This is a genomic window from Mesonia oceanica (assembly GCF_902499555.1).
GTDB classification, from domain to species: domain Bacteria; phylum Bacteroidota; class Bacteroidia; order Flavobacteriales; family Flavobacteriaceae; genus Mesonia; species Mesonia oceanica.
In genome coordinates this window covers 15,400-36,857 of sequence record NZ_CABVMM010000015.1, presented here as the reverse complement: position 1 = coordinate 36,857, position 21,458 = coordinate 15,400, and the positions used below count along the sequence as shown (strand labels likewise).

The window sequence follows — 21,458 nt, the reverse complement described above, 5'->3', positions numbered from 1 at the left end:
GATGGAAATCACCTATAACATAGAGGAACTTCCCAAAATAGCACAAAAAATAATAGAAGTGTCTTCTAGTAAGACACTTTTATTTTATGGTGAAATGGGAGCTGGCAAAACTACTTTAATAAAAGAACTAGTAAAGCAATTAGGTTCTTCAGATAGAGTTTCTAGCCCCACCTTTTCTTTGGTTAATGAATATCTTATAAATAATAGTTATATTTATCATTTTGACTTTCACAGGATTAACCACGAAGAAGAAGCTTACGATATAGGTTTTGAAGAATACTTGGATAACAACAATTGGATTTTTATTGAATGGCCTGAAAAAATAAAAAACTTACTTCCCCAAAACAAAACAACAATTTCAATAATAAAAAAATCTGACAAAACAAGAAAAATTTCAATTTCTACCCAAAAACAAAATGTTAAGACAAAAACACATTCATAATAGTTACTTTTAAAATATTGATTATCAGTAAATTAAAAATAAAAAGCTTGCAAAGGTACGGTAAAGAAAATTAAAAATTTTAACGAATTTCTTTATAGGTTTGTACTAAACAAAACAAGAAAACTGATTTTTAAACTTTAAAAAATAATTATTATGAAAGTAAAAAACGCTATATTCGCAATCGCAGCTTTAGGATTTTTAGTAACATCTTGTACCCCACAGTCAATAGATGAGCATACCACACAAGACAACATCAAAGCAACCACAAATATCGAGAAAAAAGATATCAAGATCCCTACTAACGGGTAGTATTGTTGCTTTTTTTATTATAATATCACCGTATGTTTTTTATTCTTATAAAAGTTTCCCAGACTCTAAAGTTTGGGAAACTTTTTTGTTTACCTATGAGAGTAATTTTTATCAAAAAATAAGTGTAAGCGCTTGGACAATTTTAGGTAAATTTGTTCCGCTTTATCTTTTAAGCATTTGGTTTTTAACATGTAAGCATTGGTGGTATCACGTAATTCTAATTCCTATTGGGATGTACTTATTTCAATTAATTAGTACAATTAATGATGATGTTTCATTTACAGATGTAGTAGAAATTTGGTTTTTAATCCCGGTTATGGCTGTGATTGTTCCCCTTGTTTACTTAATTCGGGCTAAAATCTTTACCAGTATGCATAATCCTTCCTTAGAAGAAATAGAATACGAACTCCAGAACAAAAAAAGTATTTTTTCTCATTTTAAAGATATTTTTCGCTCCTAAATAATTTTAGGTTTGCTTATCAATAATATTTTTCATTTCTTTAGTTCATTATCTTATATGAAATGAGCCAACCCACCACTCCATTTAGTCAACGAGAACTTATTCCGCAGGAAGAAATGCTCGAAATTCAAAAAAAGAAAGGTGAACTATTTATCGGTTTACCTAAAGAAACATCTTATCAAGAAAAACGGGTTTGCTTAACACCAGATGCAGTAGGAGCTATAACTGCTAACGGTCACCGAGTACTTATAGAAAGTAATGCTGGTTTAGATTCAAATTTTACCGATAGTGATTATAGCGAAGCCGGTGCAGAAATCACCAAAGAAACCGCTAAGGTTTTTGCCTGCCCGATTATCTTGAAAGTAGAACCTCCATCACTACAAGAATTAGAATTAATAAACCCGCAAACCATTTTAATTTCAGCTCTTCAGCTAAAAACACAAGAGAAAACTTACTTTCAAAAATTAGCTGAAAAAAGAATTACCGCTTTAGCTTTCGAATTTATTAAAGATGAAGACGGAACTTATCCCGCAGTAAGAGCATTAAGTGAAATTGCAGGAACGGCTTCTGTATTAATTGCTTCAGAATTATTATCCAGTCCTAAAGGCAGTGGACTTATGTTTGGTAATATTAGCGGCGTTCCCCCGTTAGAAGTGGTGATTTTAGGAGCAGGAACTGTGGGTGAATTTGCCGGAAGATCTGCCTTAGGTTTAGGAGCAAACATTAAAATTTTTGATAATTCCCTAACCAAACTCAGGTCTATACAAACCAATTTGGGAAGGCCACTTTATACTTCTACCCTACAACCTAAAAATTTACTGAAGTCTTTAATGCGAGCCGATGTTGTTATTGGTGCTATTAGAGGAAAAGACAGGTCGCCGGTTATCGTCACTGAAACAATGGTTGAAAATATGAAAGCAGGTGCGGTTATTATAGATGTGAGTATCGACATGGGAGGCTGTGTAGAAACTTCAGAAATCACTACACACGATAACCCCATTATAAAAAAACATGAAGTAATTCACTATGGAGTTCCAAATATTCCTTCCAGATACCCCAGAACTTCTTCAATATCAATAAGTAATATTTTCACTCCTTATTTACTTCACATAGGAGAAGAAGGTGGTTTAGAAAATACCTTAAGATTTGATCGTGGTTTACGAAACGGTTTGTACTTTTACCACGGAATTTTAACTAATAAATCTGTGGCTGATTGGTTCAATTTGAATTACAGGGATATTAATTTACTGATTTTTTAATTTTCGGGAATTCTAAAAAAATTCAATTTAAAAAGTACAAATGAAATTAATTCACCGACTTGGTTTTTACTTTACCGGTTTTGTAGCCGGAATCATTATTTTAATTTTCTTTTTAAGCGGAAAAAAAACTTCTTGTGATTATGGTCCGAGCTCAAGAGTCTTGAAAGCTCTTAGACAAAAAGAAAAAATATATACTAATGAAGCTAAAAATCAACTTTCTACTTATAACTTAGACACGCTATTTATTAATTCTACATTAGAAAATGGAGAAGTTATTTTTAGTGAAAGTGAAACTTCTTTAGACACTTGTAGTTTTTATGTTATTGAATCTGAACTAGATAAAAACAAATATAAAAGTACTTTTAAGAATTGCGATAGTTTAGTTACTGTTCTTAAAATCAATAAATTAAAAAATTAATATAATTTTTTCAATTTATCTATTCAATTTAATTGAAACTTTTTTATTATTGTTTTCAGTTACTCCAATTAAAATAGAGATAGAAAATTTATGAAACGAGTTATTGTTGATTATAAAAAATTAACTCCTGAAATTTTAGGAATGTTGGTTGAAAAATATCCTGACGGTTATGATGACGACCACATTATTACTTTTAAAAATGCTAAAAACGAAACAGTTGAAGCTGTAGAAGTAAGAACTGAAGATTGCGTTTACTTAGTAAAAGTAAGTACCCGTTTAGAAAATACAATGGCTAATTACGATGAAGACGATTATGATGACGATGATTTAAATGAGCCAATTGTAGATATTCCTGAAAGCGTAAAAATTTCTAAGGAAGATCAAGAAGAAATGGACACGGATGATGACGATGATGAAGACGAAGAAGAAGATTAATATATAAAATATAAAAGGCTATCATCTGTTGATAGCCTTTTTCTTTTTAAATAAATTATGATTTCACTTCTACAAAGCTAATATCTTCTATCGTATTTTTCTTCCAAACAAAATTATAAACCCACATTAATGTAAAGGTTGGAATAATATCTGTAAACGGTAAAATCTCTTCTATAAATACTAAAACAGAAGCTATCTTACCTCCTTTATTAGGATACATTTCTCTCATCTTCTTGGCCGCATAAGGTGCCCATAAAATATCCAGAAAAGCTCCTACTACCGGAATTGCACTACTAGCCATACCTATAGCATCATAAACAATCCCTTTTAGTAACAATTTATTTTTCATGGTTTTTATTTTTATAATAAATAAAGCAAAAAACCTGCCGAAATTTAAGCTGACTTTAATTTATCTGAAAAATAAGACTTTAGCTTTTTTATTTTGGGGTCAATTATTATTTGACAGTAAGGCTGCGCAGGATGATTATTATAAAAATTTTGATGCTCTATTTCTGCGGAATAAAATGCTGATGCAGCAGTAATTTCCGTAACGATTTTTCCATCAAAAGCTTCTTTATTTAGGTATTCAATAACTTCTTGAGCGGTATGTTGCTGTTCCTGATCATGAAAAAAGATAGCGCTTCTATATTGAGTTCCCACATCATTTCCTTGTCGGTTTAAGGTGGTTGGATCGTGGGTGGTAAAAAATACCATCAATAATTCTTTATAGGAAATCACTTTAGGGTTATATTTTAATTGAATTGCTTCCGCATGGCCCGTTCTTCCCTGCACTACTTCGCGATACGGTGGATTTTTAATTTTTCCGCCGGTAAAACCGGAAATGATATCACTCACTCCTTCCAATCGCTGAAAAACCGCTTCTGTACACCAAAAACAACCATTCGCAAAAGTTGCGGTTTTTAATTGAACTTCTTCCATTTTCTTTTTTACGTAAATTTAAAATTAAATAAGAAGCTGTAAAGACTAAAAATGATAAAGCTTTGTTATAATGGTATTGTATTGTTCCTTTAAAATAACTTATTTTAGCACTCTACTAAAAATCTATTCATGATTGTTGCCAAGCATATCCATAAATATTACGATGATTTACACGTACTCAATGATGTTAACCTTACAATCGATGAAGGTGAAATCGTTTCCATTGTAGGAGCTTCCGGTGCCGGAAAAACCACTTTATTACAAATTTTAGGAACCTTGGATTATGCTTCTAAAAATGATTCTACCTCCTTAAAAATTGCGGATAAAGAAATTTATAAACTCAATAAAAATGAATTGGCAGCCTTCAGAAATGAATACATTGGGTTTATCTTTCAGTTCCATCAATTATTACCGGAATTTACAGCTTTAGAAAATGTTTGTATTCCGGCATTTATTAAAAAAAGAGAGAAAGCGGAAGTAGAAAAACGCGCCTTGGAATTATTGGAATTTCTAGGATTATCTCATCGTAAAAACCATAAGCCTTCAGAATTAAGTGGTGGAGAGCAACAGCGTGTAGCAGTCGCAAGAGCCTTAATTAACAATCCAAAAGTTATTTTAGCTGATGAACCTTCGGGAAATTTAGACTCTGAATCTGCTGAAAACTTGCACCAGTTATTCTTTAAATTGCGAGAAGAATTTGGACAAACATTTATAATCGTTACCCACAATAAAGAACTTGCCAATATGGCCGATAGAAAACTAACCATGGTTGATGGTGCAATAGTTTAGAAAATGTTACTCGTTCTCCTCTCTTGGATTTATATCTTTTTATCTGCAAGCATTTGGGGAGCAGCTACCCATAAAATTTTTAAAATTCAAAATAGTCATCCGGTTATTTCACAACTGCTCGGATTATTTTTTATTTGCTTATTTACGTCTGTTTTTGCTTTTTTTAAACCTATCAATACTTCTTTTCACCTTGTCTTATTAGGGCTTAATATTCTATTGGGGTGTTGGCAGAAACGAGAAATTATTTCCAGTTTTCAACAATTTATAGAACTCTTTCAATCACTCAGTAAATTTCTAAAAACATGCTTTTTAGGATTATCCCTACTTATTTTAGCCCAAGCCGCTTCTGCGCCATTTGTGATTGATAATGAATCTTATTATTTGCAAACCATCAAATGGTTAAATGAATACGGCTTTGTAAAAGGCCTCGCTAATTTACATTTATTTTTAGCACAAAATAGTGGATGGCACATATTGCAAAGTGCATTCAATTTTAGTTTTCTATATGAAAATTTTAACGATCTAAGCGCTTACTTATTTTGTTTGGTTGTTCTTTTTGCTTTTGAAAAACTCAACCTTTTTTTTCAACAGAAAACTAATCATCTGGCAGATTTATTTTTAGCGATCATTCCTTTAGGAAGTGTTTTGTTTTTTCAATTTATTAGCGCTCCTTCTCCAGATGTTCCGGTTTTTCTCATCTCTTTTTTACTATTCTATTTTATCCTGAAAAAATGGAATAACTTTTTAAAAGAAGATTTTACAATTATCTCTTTACTCTCGTTTTTTGTACTTTACCTAAAAGTTAGTAGTGTTTTTATCGCTTTTATTCCGTTGGGAATTTTAGTATTCAATTTTCAAAAATTAAAAAAGGGATTGCTCCCTATCATTTCTGTCGGATTAATTACACTTTGTGTTTTATTGGTAAAGAATCAAATTCTAACTGGTTACCCTTTATTCCCTTTACAACAGTTACAACTCATAGAAACCGATTATAGTTTACCAAAAGAATATCAGGAATTTTTCTTTACTATGAATAAAGCGTATGCTTACCATATTAGTTATCAAGAGTACACTTCCCTTTCTGTTTGGGAGCGCTTTAAAGCTTGGTTGTTCTTGCCCAAACTTCACGGTTATTTTAATCAGTTAATCATTCTTTTATTAGTTATTTTTCCCTTTTTCATTTTAAAATCGAAACAGAAAAAACCACTATTTTTTATTTATAGTTTAGCCATTCTTCAATTAGGGATTTTATTTTTCACTTCCCCACAATACCGGTTCTTTTTAGTTTTTATTTTAGTACTTTCAGGACTTCTTTTTTTTATTTACTTTCAGCAGAAGAAAATCTTAAAAATACTCTTAATCGCAGGAATTTCATTCAGTTGTTTTCCTTTGTTTTTTTCACTTCAGTACAATCAATTCACCAATAATCAGCTTATTCAACAGAGTAGTAGTTTCAAATTAAATAATATTATTTATCCGCATAAAAATTCTAAATACGATTACGTTTACAAAGCAGAACAATTAGAAAACCTAAACTATCAAAACCCGGTAAATATTGACTTTCTCTGGATTACAGGTGACGGAAAACTTCCTGCCATAAAAAAAGAGCAAATCGAGTATTTTAAAAAGAATTTTCATATCATTCCGCAGCTACGAACCGGAAAATTAGAAGACGGTTTTTATGCTAAACCCATCGAAAATTTTGAAGATGAATAAAAAAGAGCTCCAAGAATTTCTAGACTTTAAAACAGAACAATACAACCAACCAGAATTTATTGAGACAGATCCTATTCAAATTCCACACTTATTTTCTAAAAAGGAAGACATTGAAATTTCTGGATTCCTTACCGCAACCATCGCTTGGGGAAATCGTAAAAGCATTCTTAAAAATGCCCGAAATTTAATGGAACTATTGGATATGAGTCCCCATGAATTTGTTCTCAATTTTAAAGAAGAAGAATTAGATAGATTTCAAGGCTTTGTCCATAGAACCTTTAACGAAATTGACTTGCATTATTTTCTTAGTTCACTACAACACATTTATAAAAATCATGGAGGATTGGAAGAGGTTTTCAGCCAACATTCTACTCCTACTTCCACCCAACAAGCCATTCACGAATTCAAAAAAGTTTTTTTTGAACTTCCACATTTAAAAAGAACCCAGAAGCATGTAAGCGATCCTTTAAAAAATTCTGCCGCCAAACGAATCAATATGTATTTACGATGGATGGTTAGAGATGATAACAAAGGGGTAGATTTTGGAATTTGGAAAAATATCTCACCAGCAGCACTTTCCTGCCCATTAGATGTTCATAGTGGTAATATTGCCAGAAGACTAAAATTACTCAAAAGAAAACAAAATGACGCCAAAGCCTTAATTGAATTAGATACCAATTTACGGAAATTGGACGTTCAAGACCCTGTAAAGTATGATTATGCTTTATTTGGGATTGGTGCTTTTGAAAAAGACTTTCTAAAATAAGTTATAAATGTTAAAAAAATTGTAATTTTACATCTGTTTTTTTATTAATTGCTATGATCAAACCTTGTTTACCAGCTAACGAAGCTAAACGATTAAAAGCACTAAAGGAGCTGAAAATCATTGATACCGTTCCCGAAAAGGAGTTTGATGATATTAGTGAACTTGCTTCTTATGTTAGCAATTCTCCTATTGCGCTTATTACTTTTATTGAAGAAGAACGACAATGGTTTAAATCTCGTATTGGCATAGATATGTGTGAAAGTAGCAGAGACTTATCTTTTTGTGGCCATGCTATTTTAAAACCTCAGGAGATAACCATTATCGAAAATGCTCGATTAGATGAAAGGTTTAAGGGAAATCCACTCACAGAATCAAAAGATGCTCCGATTATTTTCTATGCCGGAGTACCACTTACCGATAAATATGGAAATGCATTAGGTACTTTGTGCATTATCGACCATGAACCTAAAAAATTAAACGAGCATCAAATAAAAGCTCTAAAAACGCTCGCTCAACAAGTAGTAAAACTATTAGAGCTTCGGGTAAGAAATGATTATTTAGAGGAAACTGAAAAAACTTTACGGGAACGTAATGAATTGTTGAAAAATTTTGCCGGTGTGGTTTCTCATGATATGAAAATGCCATTGGCCAATATGATTGTGACTTCTGATTTATTAAAAGAAAAATATAGTGCACATTTAGATGAAAAAGCCCACGAGTATCTAAAATACCTTAAACAATCTTCCCTTACTTTAAGCGATTACATTACTAAAATCTTAGCGCACTATGAAACCGATAAACTTTCTCCTAGAGAGGAAGAAGATCAGTTTGATATCCATCATTTACTGGAAGAAATCGTTGATTTACTAAATATAACAGAAGATTGCGAAATTAACTTCCCGGAAAATAACCTGGATCTAATTTGCAATCGCGTAGCCTTAGAGCAAATTCTACTTAATTTATTGAGCAATAGCCTCAAATACAACGACAAAGAAAAAATTTTAATAGATATTAGCTGTGAAGAACAAAAAGATGTCTATTATTTTAGCGTGAACGATAATGGTATGGGAATTCCACAAGATAAACAAAAAGATATTTTTGAATTATTTGCTACTATCGATCAGATCGATAGAAATGGAAATAGAGGCAATGGAATAGGCCTTTCTACCGTTCAAAAACTAGTCAACAGTTTAGGTGGCGAAATTCAAGTAAAATCTATTATAGGAAAAAGTACCAGCTTTACATTTAGCATCGAAAAACCCATCCAACAAAAAACCGCTTAATAAATAGGCAACTATAGGTTAACTTTAAGTTTCATTTTCTATATTTGAACATCTTATAGAAAATAAGAAATGCTGTTTAAAAACCCGCAAATTCTTTACGCACTTTTTTTACTGGTTATCCCTATTCTTGTTCACCTTTTTCAGCTAAGAAGGTTTAAGAAAGAATATTTTACCAATGTAAAATTTCTAAAAAAAGTACAATTACAAACCCGTAAAAGTTCTCAAATAAAAAAGTGGCTTACACTTTTAGCACGTTTGTTGGCTTTAGCTTGTTTAATTATTGCATTTGCTCAACCTTATTTCCCTTCCTCCCAACAAACTTTAAAAGAAAAAGAAACAGTTATCTATTTAGATAATTCGTTTAGCATGCAGCAAAAGGGACAACAAGGAGAATTGCTAAAAAAAGCCATTCAAGATTTACTTACCCAAATTCCCGAAGGGGAAACCTTTACCTTACTCACTAACGACCAAACTTATAGCAAAACAAACTTAGAAGAAATTAAACCCGAATTACAACAAATTAGTTACTCTTCTACTCCAACCCGTTTAAAAACTACCTATTTAAAAGCTTTAAACCAGTTTAGCAAAGATTCTAGTACGCTGAAAAAATTTGTAGCCATTTCAGATTTTCAGCAAAAAGATATGGATGGTTTTTCTGCTGAAAAGAATATTGAAAACACCTTTATTCAGTTACAACCGGAAACTAATTTTAATGTGAGTATCGATTCGGTGTTTATAAAAAATCAGAACCTAGATAATATTGAACTACAAGTCAATTTATCGGCAACTTCTACGACTGAAGAAATTTTCCCTGTTAGCTTGTATAATGGAACTCATTTAATGGCAAAAAGCAGTATTGGTTTCGAAGAAAAAAACAAAGCTTCCACTACGTTTAGCGTTCCTAACAATGAAAACATAGATGGCGTTATACAAATTTTGGACGATCATCTTCAATTTGATAACCGCTTGTATTTTTCACTTCAACAAAATGAAAAAATTAATGTCATTGCCTTAAACGGAAGTGATGATAGTTTTCTAAAAAAGATTTATACAGAAGCTGAATTCAATTTTATTTCGGTTGCTGAAAATCAAATTGATTACAATCAACTGGAAAACCAGAATTTAATTGTGCTTAATGAATTAAAAAGTATTCCTTCCGGATTAGGTTCTATTCTTCAAAAACACATAGAAAATGGTGGATTTGTCACAATAATTCCTTCTTTAGAAAGTAATCTTACTTCCTATCAAACACTTTTCAATTTGCTTCAACTTGGCAATTTCAACCCAAAAATTGAACAGGAACTAAAGATCACGCAGATTAATTTCAATCATCCTCTGTATGAACATGTATTCAATAAAAAAGTTTCCAATTTTGAATATCCCAAAGTATATAGCTATTACCCAACAACTAGTAACGACAATATTTTAAGCTTTAGCAATGGTTCAGCTTTTCTAAGTTTATCAAATAAAACCTATCACTTTTCAGCCGCAATCAATAAAGAAAATAGCAATTTTAAAAATTCGCCATTAATTGTCCCTACTTTTTATAATATGGCGAAACAAAGTTTACAACTACCCAAATTGTATTATCTGAGCGGACAAAATAATACGGTAGAAATTGCCACCGCATTACAAGAAGACCAAGTAATTAAAGTGAAGGATAGTACGTCTACTTTTATTCCATTACAAAGAAAATACAGCAATAAAGTTAATTTAACGTTTAACACACAACCCCAAAAGGCGGGAACTTATAGCTTACAGGCTAACGATAAAACCCTAAAAAAAATCAGTTTTAATTACCATAGAAAAGAAAGTAATTTAAATTATGCTGAACTTTCTGATGTTGAAAATAGTAAGCAAAGCGAAAGTATTTCAAACTTCTTTACGGCAGAGATTAATGCAAATGAAATGAACTTTCTTTGGAAATGGTTTGTTATTTTTGCCCTAATATTTTTAATTACTGAATTTTTATTACTGAAGTTTCTTAAATAAAACCCATCAATGAAAATCCTTATCAAAGCTGCGACAATTGTTAATTCTGAAAGTGCACATCACCTTAAAAAGGTAGATATTTTAGTTAACGATGGAAAAATTGAAGCAATTGATAAATCTATTTCTACCAAAGCAGATCAAGTAATTGAAAAAGAAAACCTTCATGTTTCTTTGGGTTGGTTTGATAGCAGCGTAAGTTTTGGAGAACCAGGTTACGAAGAGCGGGAAACGTTGGACAACGGAATGAAAACCGCCGCTAAAAGTGGTTTTACAACGATTCTTTTGAATCCAACTACCCAACCTGTTGCCGATAATAGTTCGACCATTAGTTTTTTAATTAGCCATCAAGGAAAACACGGAGTTCAATTAGCTCCGGTAGGAACCTTAACCAAACATGCAGACGGAGTAGATTTAGCGGAACTTTACGATATGAAAAATGCCGGCGCGGTAGCTTTTTCAGATTATAAAAAACCTGTCAAGAATCCCAACTTACTGAAAATTGCTTTACAATACACGCAAAATTTTGACGGATTGGTACAATCATTTCCGCAGGAGAATGCGATTGCCAGAAACGGATATGTACACGAAGAATACCAAAGTACACAATTGGGATTAAAAGGAATCCCTTCGTTTGCAGAAGAACTTCAGATTAGTAGGGATTTATTTATTTTAGAATATACCGGCGGAAAACTTCATATCCCTACAATTTCAACTGAAAAATCTGTTCAGCTTATTAAAGAAGCTAAAAAGAATGGTTTAGATGTAACTTGTAGCGTAGCAATTCATAATTTATTATTAACCGATGAAAAGCTACAAGGATTTGATGCCAACTACAAAGTTACTCCTCCATTACGAACCGATAAAGACCGAAAAGCTTTACTAAAAGCGGTTAAAGACGGAACCATAGATATGGTCACCACCGACCATATGCCTATTGATATTGAACAGAAAAAAGTAGAATTTGAAAATGCTGCTTTTGGAACCATTGGATTGGAGACAGCCTTTGCTGCTTTAAACAAACTTTTACCAACAGAGAAAGCCATTAAAGTTTTAACCCAGGGTCGGGAACGTTTCCACCTAGAGACTCCCAAACTCGAAATTGGCCAAAAAGCCAATTTAACACTGTTCAACCCTGAAAGCAATTTTACTTTTGAAAAAAACCATATTCTTTCAACCTCAAAAAATTCTATGTTTTTAGGGGAAAAATTAAAAGGAAAAGTATACGGTATTTTAGCTAACCACCAATTAACGCTATCCTAATGTCAACTACAGAACAAATAAGAGAAGGAAAATCTACGGCTATTGTTGCTTACCTTACCATTATTGGAGCGATCATCGCTATTTTCATGAACAGCGAACCTAAAAATCAATTTGCAAGTTTTCACATTAAACAAGCTTTAGGTATACATATTTTATATTTTTTGTTGGTTGCTTTAATTAGCGGTTTTGATAGTTGGTTAATTTCTGTTGCTTTTTGGATATTTGTATTTATCCTTTGGGTATATGGCTTTATTGGAGCTATTCAAGGTAGAAAAACAATTGTACCCTTGGTAGGAGAATATTTTCAAAAATGGTTTAAAAATCTAGCGTAATGATCACTAAAAATCTTTCTTTAGAACACCTCATTAAACCTTCCAGCTTAACAGAAAAAGCTCCGGTAATTATTATGCTTCACGGCTATGGCAGTAATGAAAACGACTTGTTTTCTTTTGCAGGTGAATTACCTGAAGAATACCTTATTGTTTCAGCAAAAGCTCCCCTAGCTATGCAACCTTACGGCAATGCTTGGTATGAAATTAATTTTGATGCTTCCCAAAATAAATTTACGAACGACGAACAAGCCATTGAATCGCGTGAACTAATCGTAAAGTTTATAGATGAAGTAGTTGAAAATTATCACGCAGATCCTGAACAGGTAATCCTTCTAGGTTTTAGTCAAGGTGCTATTTTAAGTTATGCGGTAGCGCTGTCTTATCCTGAAAAAATTAATAAAGTTGTCGCGTTAAGCGGTTACATTCATTCTGCTATTTTTAAGCAAGGTTACGAAAACAACGATTTTTCGAAATTAAAAATTTATGGTTCACACGGAAGTGTAGATCAAGTAATTCCGGTAGAATGGGCTCGAAAAAATAAACCTTTCTTAGAAAATTTGGGTATCGACTATAAATATTCAGAATTTCCCGTGGGTCACGGTGTAAATCCACAAAATTTTATGGAATTTAAAAACTGGTTAGCTAAAAATTAATTAGGATATAAAAAGCCATCGCCTACTTCAAAAGAAAGAGAACCGTCATCTTCTATAAAATAATTCACTAAAGCTTGGCCCCAGTAGGTACCATCGGTAAATTCAATGATTACCCAACGATGGTTAATAATTCTCAAACCATTAATCCGCATAAAGCCGCCATTCATTCCGGCAAAAGGAACTAACTCATTATTTGCATCAGCTTTGTTTTTAGAGAAAATATCGCTCTCCAATTTAGTTTTAAAATCATCTATATTATAGCCCAATTCTTCTATATACATTTTGGCTTTATCATCGCTTTCTAATGAATAACCATCTTGTGAAGAAGCTGTAACACTTGTATTTTGAAGGGAATCCTTGGTTTGTTCTAATGCTTCCACTTTTTCTCTTAAAGATCCTATTTTAGCTTCTTGCATTTCAAATGTTTTCTTGGAATTGGCATATTGAAATATGATGTAAAGTACCGCAAATAAAAACAGGTACATAAAAAGTTTGCTCTTCATCTAAATTGTGATTTTTAAATTATCGTAAGCCAAAAACACGTTTTCCGGTAGCTCCTTCTCTACTTCTTCATGAAAACCCATTAAATGACTAATATGTGTTAAGTAAGCTCTTTCGGGGTTTATTTTTCTAATAAAATCTAAGGCTTCTTCTAAGTTAAAATGAGATAAATGAGGTTCTTTTCGCAACGCATTTACGGTTAAAACTTTTACCCCTTTCAACTTTTCCAGTTCCTCCTCATCTATGGTTTTAGCATCGGTCACGTACGCAAAATCTCCCAATCTAAAGGCATATACCTGCAATTTATGATGCCATACATTTACGGGAACTACTTCTAGATTCCCTATTTGAAAAGGATTATCGTTTAACTCTACAATAGCTAATGTGGGAGTTCCGGGATATTTATTGACGGTTTCAAAAACATAATCAAACCGCTTTTTCAACGCTTTAATTACTCGTGGATGCGCATATACCGAAATATCACCTTGTTTAAAATAAAATGGACGTACATCGTCTAGACCAATAATATGATCGTTATGTTCGTGAGTGAGCAAAATACCATCAATTTTCTCAACTTTATTTGCCAACATTTGTTGCCTAAAATCAGGTCCACAATCTACCACGTAGGTATAATTCTCCCATTCTACTAAAATTGAAACGCGCAAACGCTTATCTTTAGGATCGTTGCTTAAGCAGACCGGATGGTCGCTTCCTATAATTGGAATCCCCTGTGAAGTGCCTGTTCCTAAAAATGTTATTTCCAAAAGCAAAAATTTATCACAAAAGTAATTATATTTTTTTGTTTAACCGTCAAATCATTACCTTTGAAAGTACGTAACAAACACAATTAAATCTTTAATTTGCTATGCCAATTACAATAATGGGCGATAAGGAATTCGAAAACGTTCCTTCAATAAAAAGTAAAGCACTCCGTATAAATTTAAACGAAAATATTTACGGTACTTTTGCCGAAATCGGTGCCGGCCAAGAAACGGTTAGAAATTTCTTTAGGGCAGGAGCTGCTTCGGGTACCATCGCAAAAACGATGAGTGCTTACGATAAAGATTTTAGCGATGCCATTTATGGGATTGAAGATGACAGAAGATATGTTACTGAAGCGAGGTTAAAAAAAATGCTTTCACACGAAATGCGGCTCATTGAAGAACGCATGGATCGGGAAAAACACCCCAAGAAACTTTTCTTCAGCTTTGCTAATACGGTGGCTACCATAGATTTTGCCAAAAAATACAAAGGTCACGGTTGGGTAGGAATACGTTACCAAGTAAGACCGGATGAAGATTATAATGAAATTATTCTTCACCTCCGTTTTCACGAAAACGATGCCCGTTTACAGCAAAACACCTTGGGAATACTTGGAGTAAACCTCATCTACGGAGCTTATTACAAATACGATAATCCTAAAAAACTCTTACGCTATTTATACGATCATATCGATAAAGATCAGTTAGAAATAGACACCATTAACTTTTCAGGTCCAAGATTTGAAAAAGTAGATAACCGCCTGATGAGTTTACAACTAGTAAAGAATGGAATGACCGAAGCGGTCATGTTTGCTCCTGATGGTAATAATGTGCTACCGGCAAGAATACTTTACAAGAAAAACGTACTTGCGTTAAGAGGGAGTTTTAGACCGGTAACTAAAGTAAATATGGACATTTATAAAAATGCGCTAGATTTATTTTTAAAAGAAAACCGGGTACAAGAGGAAAATACAGTTAGTATTTTTGAAATTACCTTATCTAACCTGCGTTCGGAAGGAGAGATTGATGAAAAAGATTTTATGGACCGTGCCAAATTACTTTGTGCTCTTGGCCAAACGGTTATGATTTCAAACTTCCAAGAATATTATAAAGTTGTTGAATATTTCTCTCGTTATACCAAACAACGTATGGGACTAGCGATGGGTGTGAACAATTTAGTCGATATTTTTGATGAAAAATACTATCGCCATTTAAGCGGTGGAATTTTGGAAGCTTTTGGTAAACTGTTCTTTAAAGACTTAAAAGTTTACCTATATCCTTTAAAAGACAAACATACCGGAGAAATTACCGATAGCGATAACCTAAAAGTTCATCCGCGTATGAAAGAATTATACAAATTCTTTAAGTACAATGGTAAAGTAGTAGATATTAAAGATTACGATCCTACGATTATGGATATTTTCTCTCGTGAAGTTTTACAAATTATTTCTGACGGGGAAGATGGATGGGAAGAAATGTTGCCTGAAAACACCGCAACAATGATAAAAGAACAAAACTTATTTGGATACCAAGAAAAAAAGGATAGAAAGTTAGCGCAAGAAGCTAATTCTCAGAAATAAAATCAAATAGTTTATATTTTAAATAAGAAAAGCTCCCAAATTGGGAGCTTTTTTAATATCATCTCATCCCTAATCTCTTCTAAACTTAGCTGTCTCTTCAAAAACATGTTCTAAAATCGCTTTTTCTTCTTCTGAAAATTCGATAGCACGTCTTGCCATTACTTTTTCGGCTACCTCAAAAGCTTTATTGGTTTTGTAAGTGGTGGTTCCACTGCTTCCTCCCCAACTAAAACTCGGTACAAAATTTCTAGGGAAACCAGCACCAAAAATATTGGCACTAACCCCAACAACAGTTCCGGTGTTAAACATGGTATTAATTCCGCATTTAGAATGATCACCCATCATCAAGCCACAAAACTGCAATCCTGTTTTTGCAAAACCTTCGGTTTCATAGCTCCATAGTCTTACCTCAGCATAGTTATTTTTTAAATTGGAATTATTGGTATCTGCTCCCAAATTACACCATTCACCCAAAACAGAATTTCCTAAGAATCCATCATGACCTTTATTAGAATACCCCATAATCACTGAATTATTCACTTCTCCCCCAACTTTACTATGAGGTCCCACAGTAGTTGGTCCATAAATTTTTGCTCCCATTTTTAAGGTAGCGTGTTCACAAAGCGCAAAAGGTCCACGAACACTACAAGCTTCCATGACTTCAGCATCTTTACCAATATAAATAGGTCCATTACTTGCATTTAAACTAGCGATCGTAAGTTTTGCTCCATCTTCTACAAAAATGCGTTCTTTATTTACACAAAAAACGGAATCCGGTATTTCAGCTGATTCCCGGTCTTTAGTTAACCAATAAAAATCAAATTCAATGGCGTCTCCGTTTTTAGAAAAAATATCCCAGGTATTTTCAATAAAAAGGGGTTCTTCTTCTACTTCAATCGTCTCAAAATTTTCTAAATCTACTTCTTCCCCTTCCGCCGTGATAAAAGCGATATAGGTATCTTGATGCACAATCACTTGATTAGACTTCAAGTTTTTGATTTGCTGAAGTAAACTTTCTGAAGGAAAATAAGCACCATTGATCATCACGTTGGTTTCCATCTCGACCATAGGCCATTTTCCAGATAAATAATCTTCTGTAACTGTAGTGGTGGTAGCTTCTAACAACAATTCCCATTTTTCACGGATGGTTAAAATACCTACGCGAATATCGGCAACCGGACGCGTATACGTGAATGGTAATAATTTATTTCTTGAATCTCCGTCAAAGAGTATATAATTCATAATAGTTAGTTTTAGGGACGAATTTAAAAAGTTAGACGCAAATTAATCTTGGCAAGCTTGTTTTTTTCGGGTATCTACGATAGAAATAATTTTCCAAGCTTTATCGGTATAGATCAATTGAAAATTATTTACTCCGCAATGACTTAATTCCCCATTCAAATAAAACTCATAAGGCACCCAAACATTGGCCAAATAACCATCGGTTTGGACTTCCAACAAGCCTAATCGCTCTTCAAAGTCAACTTCTGCAGGTATAGTGGTCATCGATTTTACAAATTCTTCATAACTATCGGTATTTATGACCATTTTTCCTTTGGCATTTTTAGCGATTGATTTTAACTGAACATCTTCAAAAGCATAGGTTTTTAATTTTACACTATCCTGCTCATGAAAAGCCTTAAAAAAGGCTTGCACCATGGCTTTCGCAGAATCTTCTTTCGATTGCGAAAATCCTGTAAATCCTATGGAAAATATAAGAAAAAAGTAAAAAAACCGCATATCGTTAATGTTTTGACGTTCGTGTACGAATTTAGTACTTTTACTTCAACAAAAAACAAGAAAATGTCAACTGCAAAAAAACAATATAAAAGAATTACGGTTAAATCGTTGGTAGAAATGAAAGCCAACAAAGAAAAAATATCGATGCTTACGGCCTACGATTATACGATGGCCAGCATTGTAGATGGTGCCGGTGTAGATGTAATTTTAGTAGGTGATTCTGCTGCCAATACGATGGCTGGTCACGAAACTACTTTGCCCATCACACTCGACCAAATGATTTATCACGCTTCTTCTGTAATTAGAGCGATCAACAGATCACTGGTGGTCGTCGATTTACCTTTTGGAAGTTACCAAAGTGATCCTAAAGAGGCGCTACGTTCTGCTATTAGAATTATGAAAGAAAGCGGTGGCCACGCGGTTAAACTGGAAGGTGGAAAAGAAATTAAAGAATCTATTAAACGTATTTTAAAAGCCGGTATTCCCGTGATGGGACATTTAGGCTTAACTCCACAATCTATCTATAAATTTGGAACCTATACGGTTAGGGCCAAAGAAGAGGAAGAAGCTGAAAAATTAAAAGCCGATGCAAAAATGCTCGAAAGAATTGGCTGTTTTGCTGTAGTTTTAGAAAAAGTCCCTGCCAAATTAGCCAAAGAAGTAGCCGAGAGCATTTCTATTCCTGTGATTGGTATTGGTGCCGGGAATGGAGTTGACGGACAAGTTTTGGTAATTCACGATATGTTGGGAATGACTCACGAGTTTAACCCACGTTTCTTACGTCGTTACCTAGATTTACATACCGAAATGACCAATGCTTTTAAAGCTTATCATAAAGATGTAAAATCGGGTGATTTTCCCAATGAAAATGAACAATACTAAGCTATGAAAAATAACTTAGGTAAAATGATGAGCCTAGATCTCTATTTCTCTTCACTTTCTACCAATGAATATCAGCAACTCGCACCGGAGATAGAAGTTAACAATACCGCTACTCCATTGCTAAGCTGGGATATTTATAGTGAGCATTCTTCTAAACGACTTGCAGAGATTAGAAAACAAAGGGAAATAAAGTCTTTTTTTGAATTTGCTAACAAATTTCAGTTTCAAAATAATTTCAAACAGATTTTCTCTGCCCATGATTTTGAAGCTTTAGTGGTCACTAATACAGCAAAAAAAATTGTTTGGGCTTCTACTGGATTTAAGAAAATGACGGGCTACAGTAAAAAATTTGTCATTGACAAATCCCCTGATTTTTTACAAGGTGAACAAACTTCAGCAGAAACAAAAGCTAGAATCAAAAAACATATCTTAGCTAATCAGCCTTTTTCTGAAACGCTTATCAATTACAAAAAAGACAACACCCCTTACCGCTGTCGGTTAGATATTTTCCCTTTATATACTAAAAAAACCACCCATTATTTAGCTCTTGAAAAACAAATAAGATGAACAAAGAACAGAGAATAGAAAACTCTAAAACGACCATATTTAAAGCTGTTTTCCCAAATACTACCAATCATTACGACACCTTATTTGGAGGAACGGCAATGCAATTAATGGATGAAACCGCTTTTATTACTGCCACTCGTTTTAGCCGTCAACAAATGGTCACCGTAAGTAGTGATAAAATAGATTTTAAAAAACCAATCCCTGCAGGAACGATTATTGAACTTACAGGAAAAGTAACTTATTTAGGAAGCACCAGTTTAAAAGTTAGAGTAGATATTTTCGTGGAAGAAATGTATTCTGAAAGTAGGGAAAAAGCTGTTTCCGGGGAGTTCACTTTTGTTGCCATAGATGAAGACAAGAATCCTGTAAAAATTCTATAATGCTAACAGCGGCCCAATCTATTATAAAAAAACTAGCCCTTGAACCTCATCCGGAAGGCGGTTATTTTAAAGAAACTTACCGAAGTGAAGGTGAAATCTCAGAAAATCAGCTTCCTGATGTATTTAAGGGAAATCGTAATTATTCCACTTGTATATATTTTTTATTGACATCAGAAACTTTTTCGGCTTTTCACAAAATCAACCAAGAGGAAATTTGGCATTTCTATAAAGGAGATGCCATTCAATTAGTAATGATTTCTGAAGAAGGAGAACTTTCTGAAGTAATTATTGGCAATGATATTGAAAATGGCGAGCTGCCACAATTTGTGGTTCCTAAACATTACTGGTTTGCCGCTAAGGTAATTCAACCTGAAAGCTATGCATTGACAGGTTGTACAGTAGCTCCGGGTTTTGATTTTAAAGATTTTACACTTCCTACTCGCCAAGAACTTATCGATAAATTTCCGCAGCATCAAGACCTCATCACAAAATTCACACACCACTAATGGAACGTTTAGAAAATCCTTTTACAATTCCGTTGCTTATTTGTGGGATGATTTTTTTCGTAGTTGGCTTACTGTTGCTTTTCTTCCCACCCAAAAAAATAAATTCCCTATACGGTTATCGTACCCCCAACTCAATGAAATCTCAGGAACGCTGGGATTTTTCTCAAAAATATTCTTCTAACCTTATGTGGAAATGCGGTGTGGGAATAGCACTACTTTCTTTATTGGGATTAGTATTACCCGATTGGAGCTCTTCCACACAATCGGTATTGGTAGTTTTTGTACTTTTAGTTCCAATCATTATAATTTTCTGGAAAACTGAAAAAGCGATTAAAAATAAATTTGAATAATCCTCAAGGAAGAGTACAAGCATTTCTGCTGGTCAATAACCTTGCCTTTATCGCCGGAATCATGTTCAGTTTTAAACTCTGGATTACCCGGAGGAATTTTCCGGTCATTCCACTTTTCGATTTTATTCCGGAATTCTCAACTTCTTTTAATCTCATTCCGGTTATTGTACTCATCGCTCTTTTAGCAATTCAAATTATTTATAAAAAGCCATTTATTTTTCTTTTATCAATCTTAACTATCGGCTTTTTATTGGTTCAAGATGCCATGCGTTGGCAACCTTGGGTGTATTTATATACTGTTTTTATAATTCCCTTTTGCTTCAAAAAAATTAAGGCTTCACAAGTCCTCAGCTTTTTTCAGATAATATTGATAGGAGTTTATTTTTGGAGCGGTCTCTATAAATTAAATTCAGGATTTACAGAAATCATTTTCCCTAAAATGATACTTCAAGTATTGCATATTAACTTATCGAAATACAGTTATTTAGGCTATTTTATTCCTATAACTGAACTTCTGGTTGCTGTTGGTTTTGTAATAAAGAAAACCCGAAACATTGCTTTTTACTTGGCAGCTTCCACCCATCTTTTAATTCTTGTTTGGCTTTCGCCAATTGGCGGAAATACTAATAGCGTTATCATTCCTTGGAATATCGCGATGATCGTTTTTACCTATTTATGTTTTTATAAAAATGAAATCGAAGTATTCACTAAGCCCCAAACGCTAAAAAAACCCTTAACCCTAATTGCCTTTATCATTATTTTACTTCCCGGACTTTATAAAGTCGGGTATTGGCCTTACTATTTTTCATTTCAACTTTATTCGGGACAGGGGCAAAGTTCCTACATTTCACTTCCCGACAAGCAGCTTCTTGAACAGCATCCTAATTTTATAAATGCTTGTTATCCTTTTAAAGAATTTCCGCAAAAAAATATAGTTAAACTAAGCTATTGGTCTTATTTTGAACTGAATGTCCCTACGCCACCTGACACTAAAATTTATCACGCAGTTATGAAAGATTTCTGCAACAACTATCCTGAAGTCGAATTTTACCATTGTGCTACTATAGAAGCTTCTGAAAACTGTAAAAAACTAACGTGTGACGATTCAGAAATTCCACTTACATTTGAAAATTAAAAA

At 33.3% G+C, this 21,458-nt stretch carries 27 protein-coding genes; 21 read left to right on the top strand and 6 right to left on the bottom strand.

What is annotated here, in order from left to right; genetic code table 11:
* Position 1 precedes the first annotated feature (1 nt).
* From tsaE to FVB9532_RS16695, 6 genes are all read left to right on the top strand, one after another.
* Entirely contained in the window at positions 2–442 is a 441-nt protein-coding gene (gene tsaE / locus FVB9532_RS16715) for a tRNA (adenosine(37)-N6)-threonylcarbamoyltransferase complex ATPase subunit type 1 TsaE (protein ID WP_150546397.1), read from the top strand.
* 153 nt (positions 443–595) lie between these two features.
* Positions 596–751: a hypothetical protein gene (locus tag FVB9532_RS19775; RefSeq protein ID WP_228482379.1), complete on the top strand. Its 156-nt coding sequence runs from the start codon at positions 596–598 to the stop codon at positions 749–751.
* Between the two features lie 85 nt (positions 752–836).
* Positions 837–1,211, top strand: a complete 375-nt coding sequence (locus tag FVB9532_RS16710) for a hypothetical protein (protein WP_228482378.1) — start codon at positions 837–839, stop codon at positions 1,209–1,211.
* A gap of 62 nt (positions 1,212–1,273) precedes the next feature.
* Complete coding sequence (locus FVB9532_RS16705; RefSeq protein ID WP_150546329.1) at positions 1,274–2,470, top strand: alanine dehydrogenase; 1,197 nt, start codon at positions 1,274–1,276, stop codon at positions 2,468–2,470.
* 40 nt (positions 2,471–2,510) lie between these two features.
* On the top strand, positions 2,511–2,888 hold the full coding sequence (locus FVB9532_RS16700; RefSeq protein ID WP_150546328.1) for a DUF4258 domain-containing protein: 378 nt from the start codon (positions 2,511–2,513) through the stop codon (positions 2,886–2,888).
* 90 nt (positions 2,889–2,978) lie between these two features.
* On the top strand, positions 2,979–3,323 hold the full coding sequence (locus FVB9532_RS16695; RefSeq protein WP_150546327.1) for a hypothetical protein: 345 nt from the start codon (positions 2,979–2,981) through the stop codon (positions 3,321–3,323).
* Between the two features lie 55 nt (positions 3,324–3,378).
* Here the strand turns inward: FVB9532_RS16695 and FVB9532_RS16690 are convergent, their stop codons facing one another.
* Complete coding sequence (locus FVB9532_RS16690; RefSeq protein ID WP_150546326.1) at positions 3,379–3,672, bottom strand: hypothetical protein; 294 nt, start codon at positions 3,670–3,672, stop codon at positions 3,379–3,381.
* A gap of 44 nt (positions 3,673–3,716) precedes the next feature.
* Positions 3,717–4,262 carry a peptide-methionine (S)-S-oxide reductase MsrA gene (gene msrA, locus FVB9532_RS16685; protein ID WP_150546325.1) on the bottom strand — a complete coding sequence of 182 codons (546 nt, stop codon included), beginning with the start codon at positions 4,260–4,262 and terminating at the stop codon, positions 3,717–3,719.
* A gap of 129 nt (positions 4,263–4,391) precedes the next feature.
* Here msrA and FVB9532_RS16680 point away from each other — a divergent pair, with 129 nt between their 5' ends.
* The 8 genes from FVB9532_RS16680 (at position 4,392) to FVB9532_RS16645 (ending at position 13,053) form a co-directional block, all read left to right on the top strand.
* Positions 4,392–5,051, top strand: a complete 660-nt coding sequence (locus tag FVB9532_RS16680) for an ABC transporter ATP-binding protein (RefSeq protein WP_150546324.1) — start codon at positions 4,392–4,394, stop codon at positions 5,049–5,051.
* A 3-nt stretch (positions 5,052–5,054) separates the two neighbouring features.
* A complete protein-coding gene (locus FVB9532_RS16675; protein WP_150546323.1) occupies positions 5,055–6,767 on the top strand; it encodes an LIC_10190 family membrane protein in 1,713 nt (570 codons plus the stop codon).
* Positions 6,760–7,533 carry a TIGR02757 family protein gene (locus tag FVB9532_RS16670; RefSeq protein ID WP_150546322.1) on the top strand — a complete coding sequence of 258 codons (774 nt, stop codon included), beginning with the start codon at positions 6,760–6,762 and terminating at the stop codon, positions 7,531–7,533. Before FVB9532_RS16675 ends, FVB9532_RS16670 begins: the two co-directional genes overlap by 8 nt.
* A gap of 53 nt (positions 7,534–7,586) precedes the next feature.
* A complete protein-coding gene (locus FVB9532_RS16665; protein WP_150546321.1) occupies positions 7,587–8,816 on the top strand; it encodes a sensor histidine kinase in 1,230 nt (409 codons plus the stop codon).
* Positions 8,817–8,885: 69 nt separating this feature from the next.
* On the top strand, positions 8,886–10,808 hold the full coding sequence (locus FVB9532_RS16660) for a BatA domain-containing protein (protein WP_150546320.1): 1,923 nt from the start codon (positions 8,886–8,888) through the stop codon (positions 10,806–10,808).
* 9 nt (positions 10,809–10,817) lie between these two features.
* Positions 10,818–12,068, top strand: coding sequence for a dihydroorotase (locus tag FVB9532_RS16655; protein ID WP_150546319.1), 1,251 nt, complete (start codon positions 10,818–10,820; stop codon positions 12,066–12,068).
* Complete coding sequence (locus FVB9532_RS16650) at positions 12,068–12,400, top strand: DUF4870 domain-containing protein (RefSeq protein WP_150546318.1); 333 nt, start codon at positions 12,068–12,070, stop codon at positions 12,398–12,400. The genes FVB9532_RS16655 and FVB9532_RS16650 overlap by 1 nt, the downstream gene beginning before the upstream one ends.
* Positions 12,400–13,053, top strand: a complete 654-nt coding sequence (locus FVB9532_RS16645) for an alpha/beta hydrolase (RefSeq protein ID WP_150546317.1) — start codon at positions 12,400–12,402, stop codon at positions 13,051–13,053. Before FVB9532_RS16650 ends, FVB9532_RS16645 begins: the two co-directional genes overlap by 1 nt.
* On the opposite strand, the gene FVB9532_RS16640 is transcribed toward FVB9532_RS16645, so the two are convergent.
* Together FVB9532_RS16640 and FVB9532_RS16635 are read right to left on the bottom strand one after the other, a co-directional pair.
* Positions 13,050–13,556 (bottom strand): hypothetical protein, encoded by a 507-nt coding sequence (locus FVB9532_RS16640; protein ID WP_150546316.1) that lies wholly within the window; start codon positions 13,554–13,556, stop codon positions 13,050–13,052. The genes FVB9532_RS16645 and FVB9532_RS16640 overlap by 4 nt on opposite strands.
* Complete coding sequence (locus FVB9532_RS16635; protein WP_150546315.1) at positions 13,557–14,318, bottom strand: MBL fold metallo-hydrolase; 762 nt, start codon at positions 14,316–14,318, stop codon at positions 13,557–13,559.
* Between the two features lie 101 nt (positions 14,319–14,419).
* Between FVB9532_RS16635 and FVB9532_RS16630 the strand changes: the two genes are divergently transcribed.
* Positions 14,420–15,895: a TonB-dependent receptor gene (locus tag FVB9532_RS16630; RefSeq protein WP_150546314.1), complete on the top strand. Its 1,476-nt coding sequence runs from the start codon at positions 14,420–14,422 to the stop codon at positions 15,893–15,895.
* 69 nt (positions 15,896–15,964) lie between these two features.
* On the opposite strand, the gene FVB9532_RS16625 is transcribed toward FVB9532_RS16630, so the two are convergent.
* On the bottom strand, positions 15,965–17,137 hold the full coding sequence (locus tag FVB9532_RS16625; protein ID WP_150546313.1) for a GlmU family protein: 1,173 nt from the start codon (positions 17,135–17,137) through the stop codon (positions 15,965–15,967).
* 42 nt (positions 17,138–17,179) lie between these two features.
* Complete coding sequence (locus FVB9532_RS16620; protein ID WP_150546312.1) at positions 17,180–17,635, bottom strand: nuclear transport factor 2 family protein; 456 nt, start codon at positions 17,633–17,635, stop codon at positions 17,180–17,182.
* A gap of 63 nt (positions 17,636–17,698) precedes the next feature.
* Between FVB9532_RS16620 and panB the strand changes: the two genes are divergently transcribed.
* Genes panB through FVB9532_RS16590 form a run of 6 tightly spaced genes read left to right on the top strand, consistent with a single transcriptional unit; the run spans position 17,699 to position 21,455 of the window.
* Entirely contained in the window at positions 17,699–18,517 is an 819-nt protein-coding gene (panB, locus tag FVB9532_RS16615; RefSeq protein ID WP_150546311.1) for a 3-methyl-2-oxobutanoate hydroxymethyltransferase, read from the top strand.
* Positions 18,518–18,520: 3 nt separating this feature from the next.
* Positions 18,521–19,084, top strand: a complete 564-nt coding sequence (locus FVB9532_RS16610; protein ID WP_150546310.1) for a PAS domain-containing protein — start codon at positions 18,521–18,523, stop codon at positions 19,082–19,084.
* Entirely contained in the window at positions 19,081–19,464 is a 384-nt protein-coding gene (locus FVB9532_RS16605; protein ID WP_150546309.1) for an acyl-CoA thioesterase, read from the top strand. The genes FVB9532_RS16610 and FVB9532_RS16605 overlap by 4 nt, the downstream gene beginning before the upstream one ends.
* On the top strand, positions 19,464–19,970 hold the full coding sequence (locus FVB9532_RS16600; protein ID WP_150546308.1) for a cupin domain-containing protein: 507 nt from the start codon (positions 19,464–19,466) through the stop codon (positions 19,968–19,970). Before FVB9532_RS16605 ends, FVB9532_RS16600 begins: the two co-directional genes overlap by 1 nt.
* Positions 19,970–20,320 carry an SdpI family protein gene (locus tag FVB9532_RS16595; RefSeq protein ID WP_150546307.1) on the top strand — a complete coding sequence of 117 codons (351 nt, stop codon included), beginning with the start codon at positions 19,970–19,972 and terminating at the stop codon, positions 20,318–20,320. Before FVB9532_RS16600 ends, FVB9532_RS16595 begins: the two co-directional genes overlap by 1 nt.
* Positions 20,313–21,455 (top strand): hypothetical protein, encoded by a 1,143-nt coding sequence (locus FVB9532_RS16590; RefSeq protein WP_150546306.1) that lies wholly within the window; start codon positions 20,313–20,315, stop codon positions 21,453–21,455. Before FVB9532_RS16595 ends, FVB9532_RS16590 begins: the two co-directional genes overlap by 8 nt.
* Positions 21,456–21,458 lie beyond the last annotated feature (3 nt).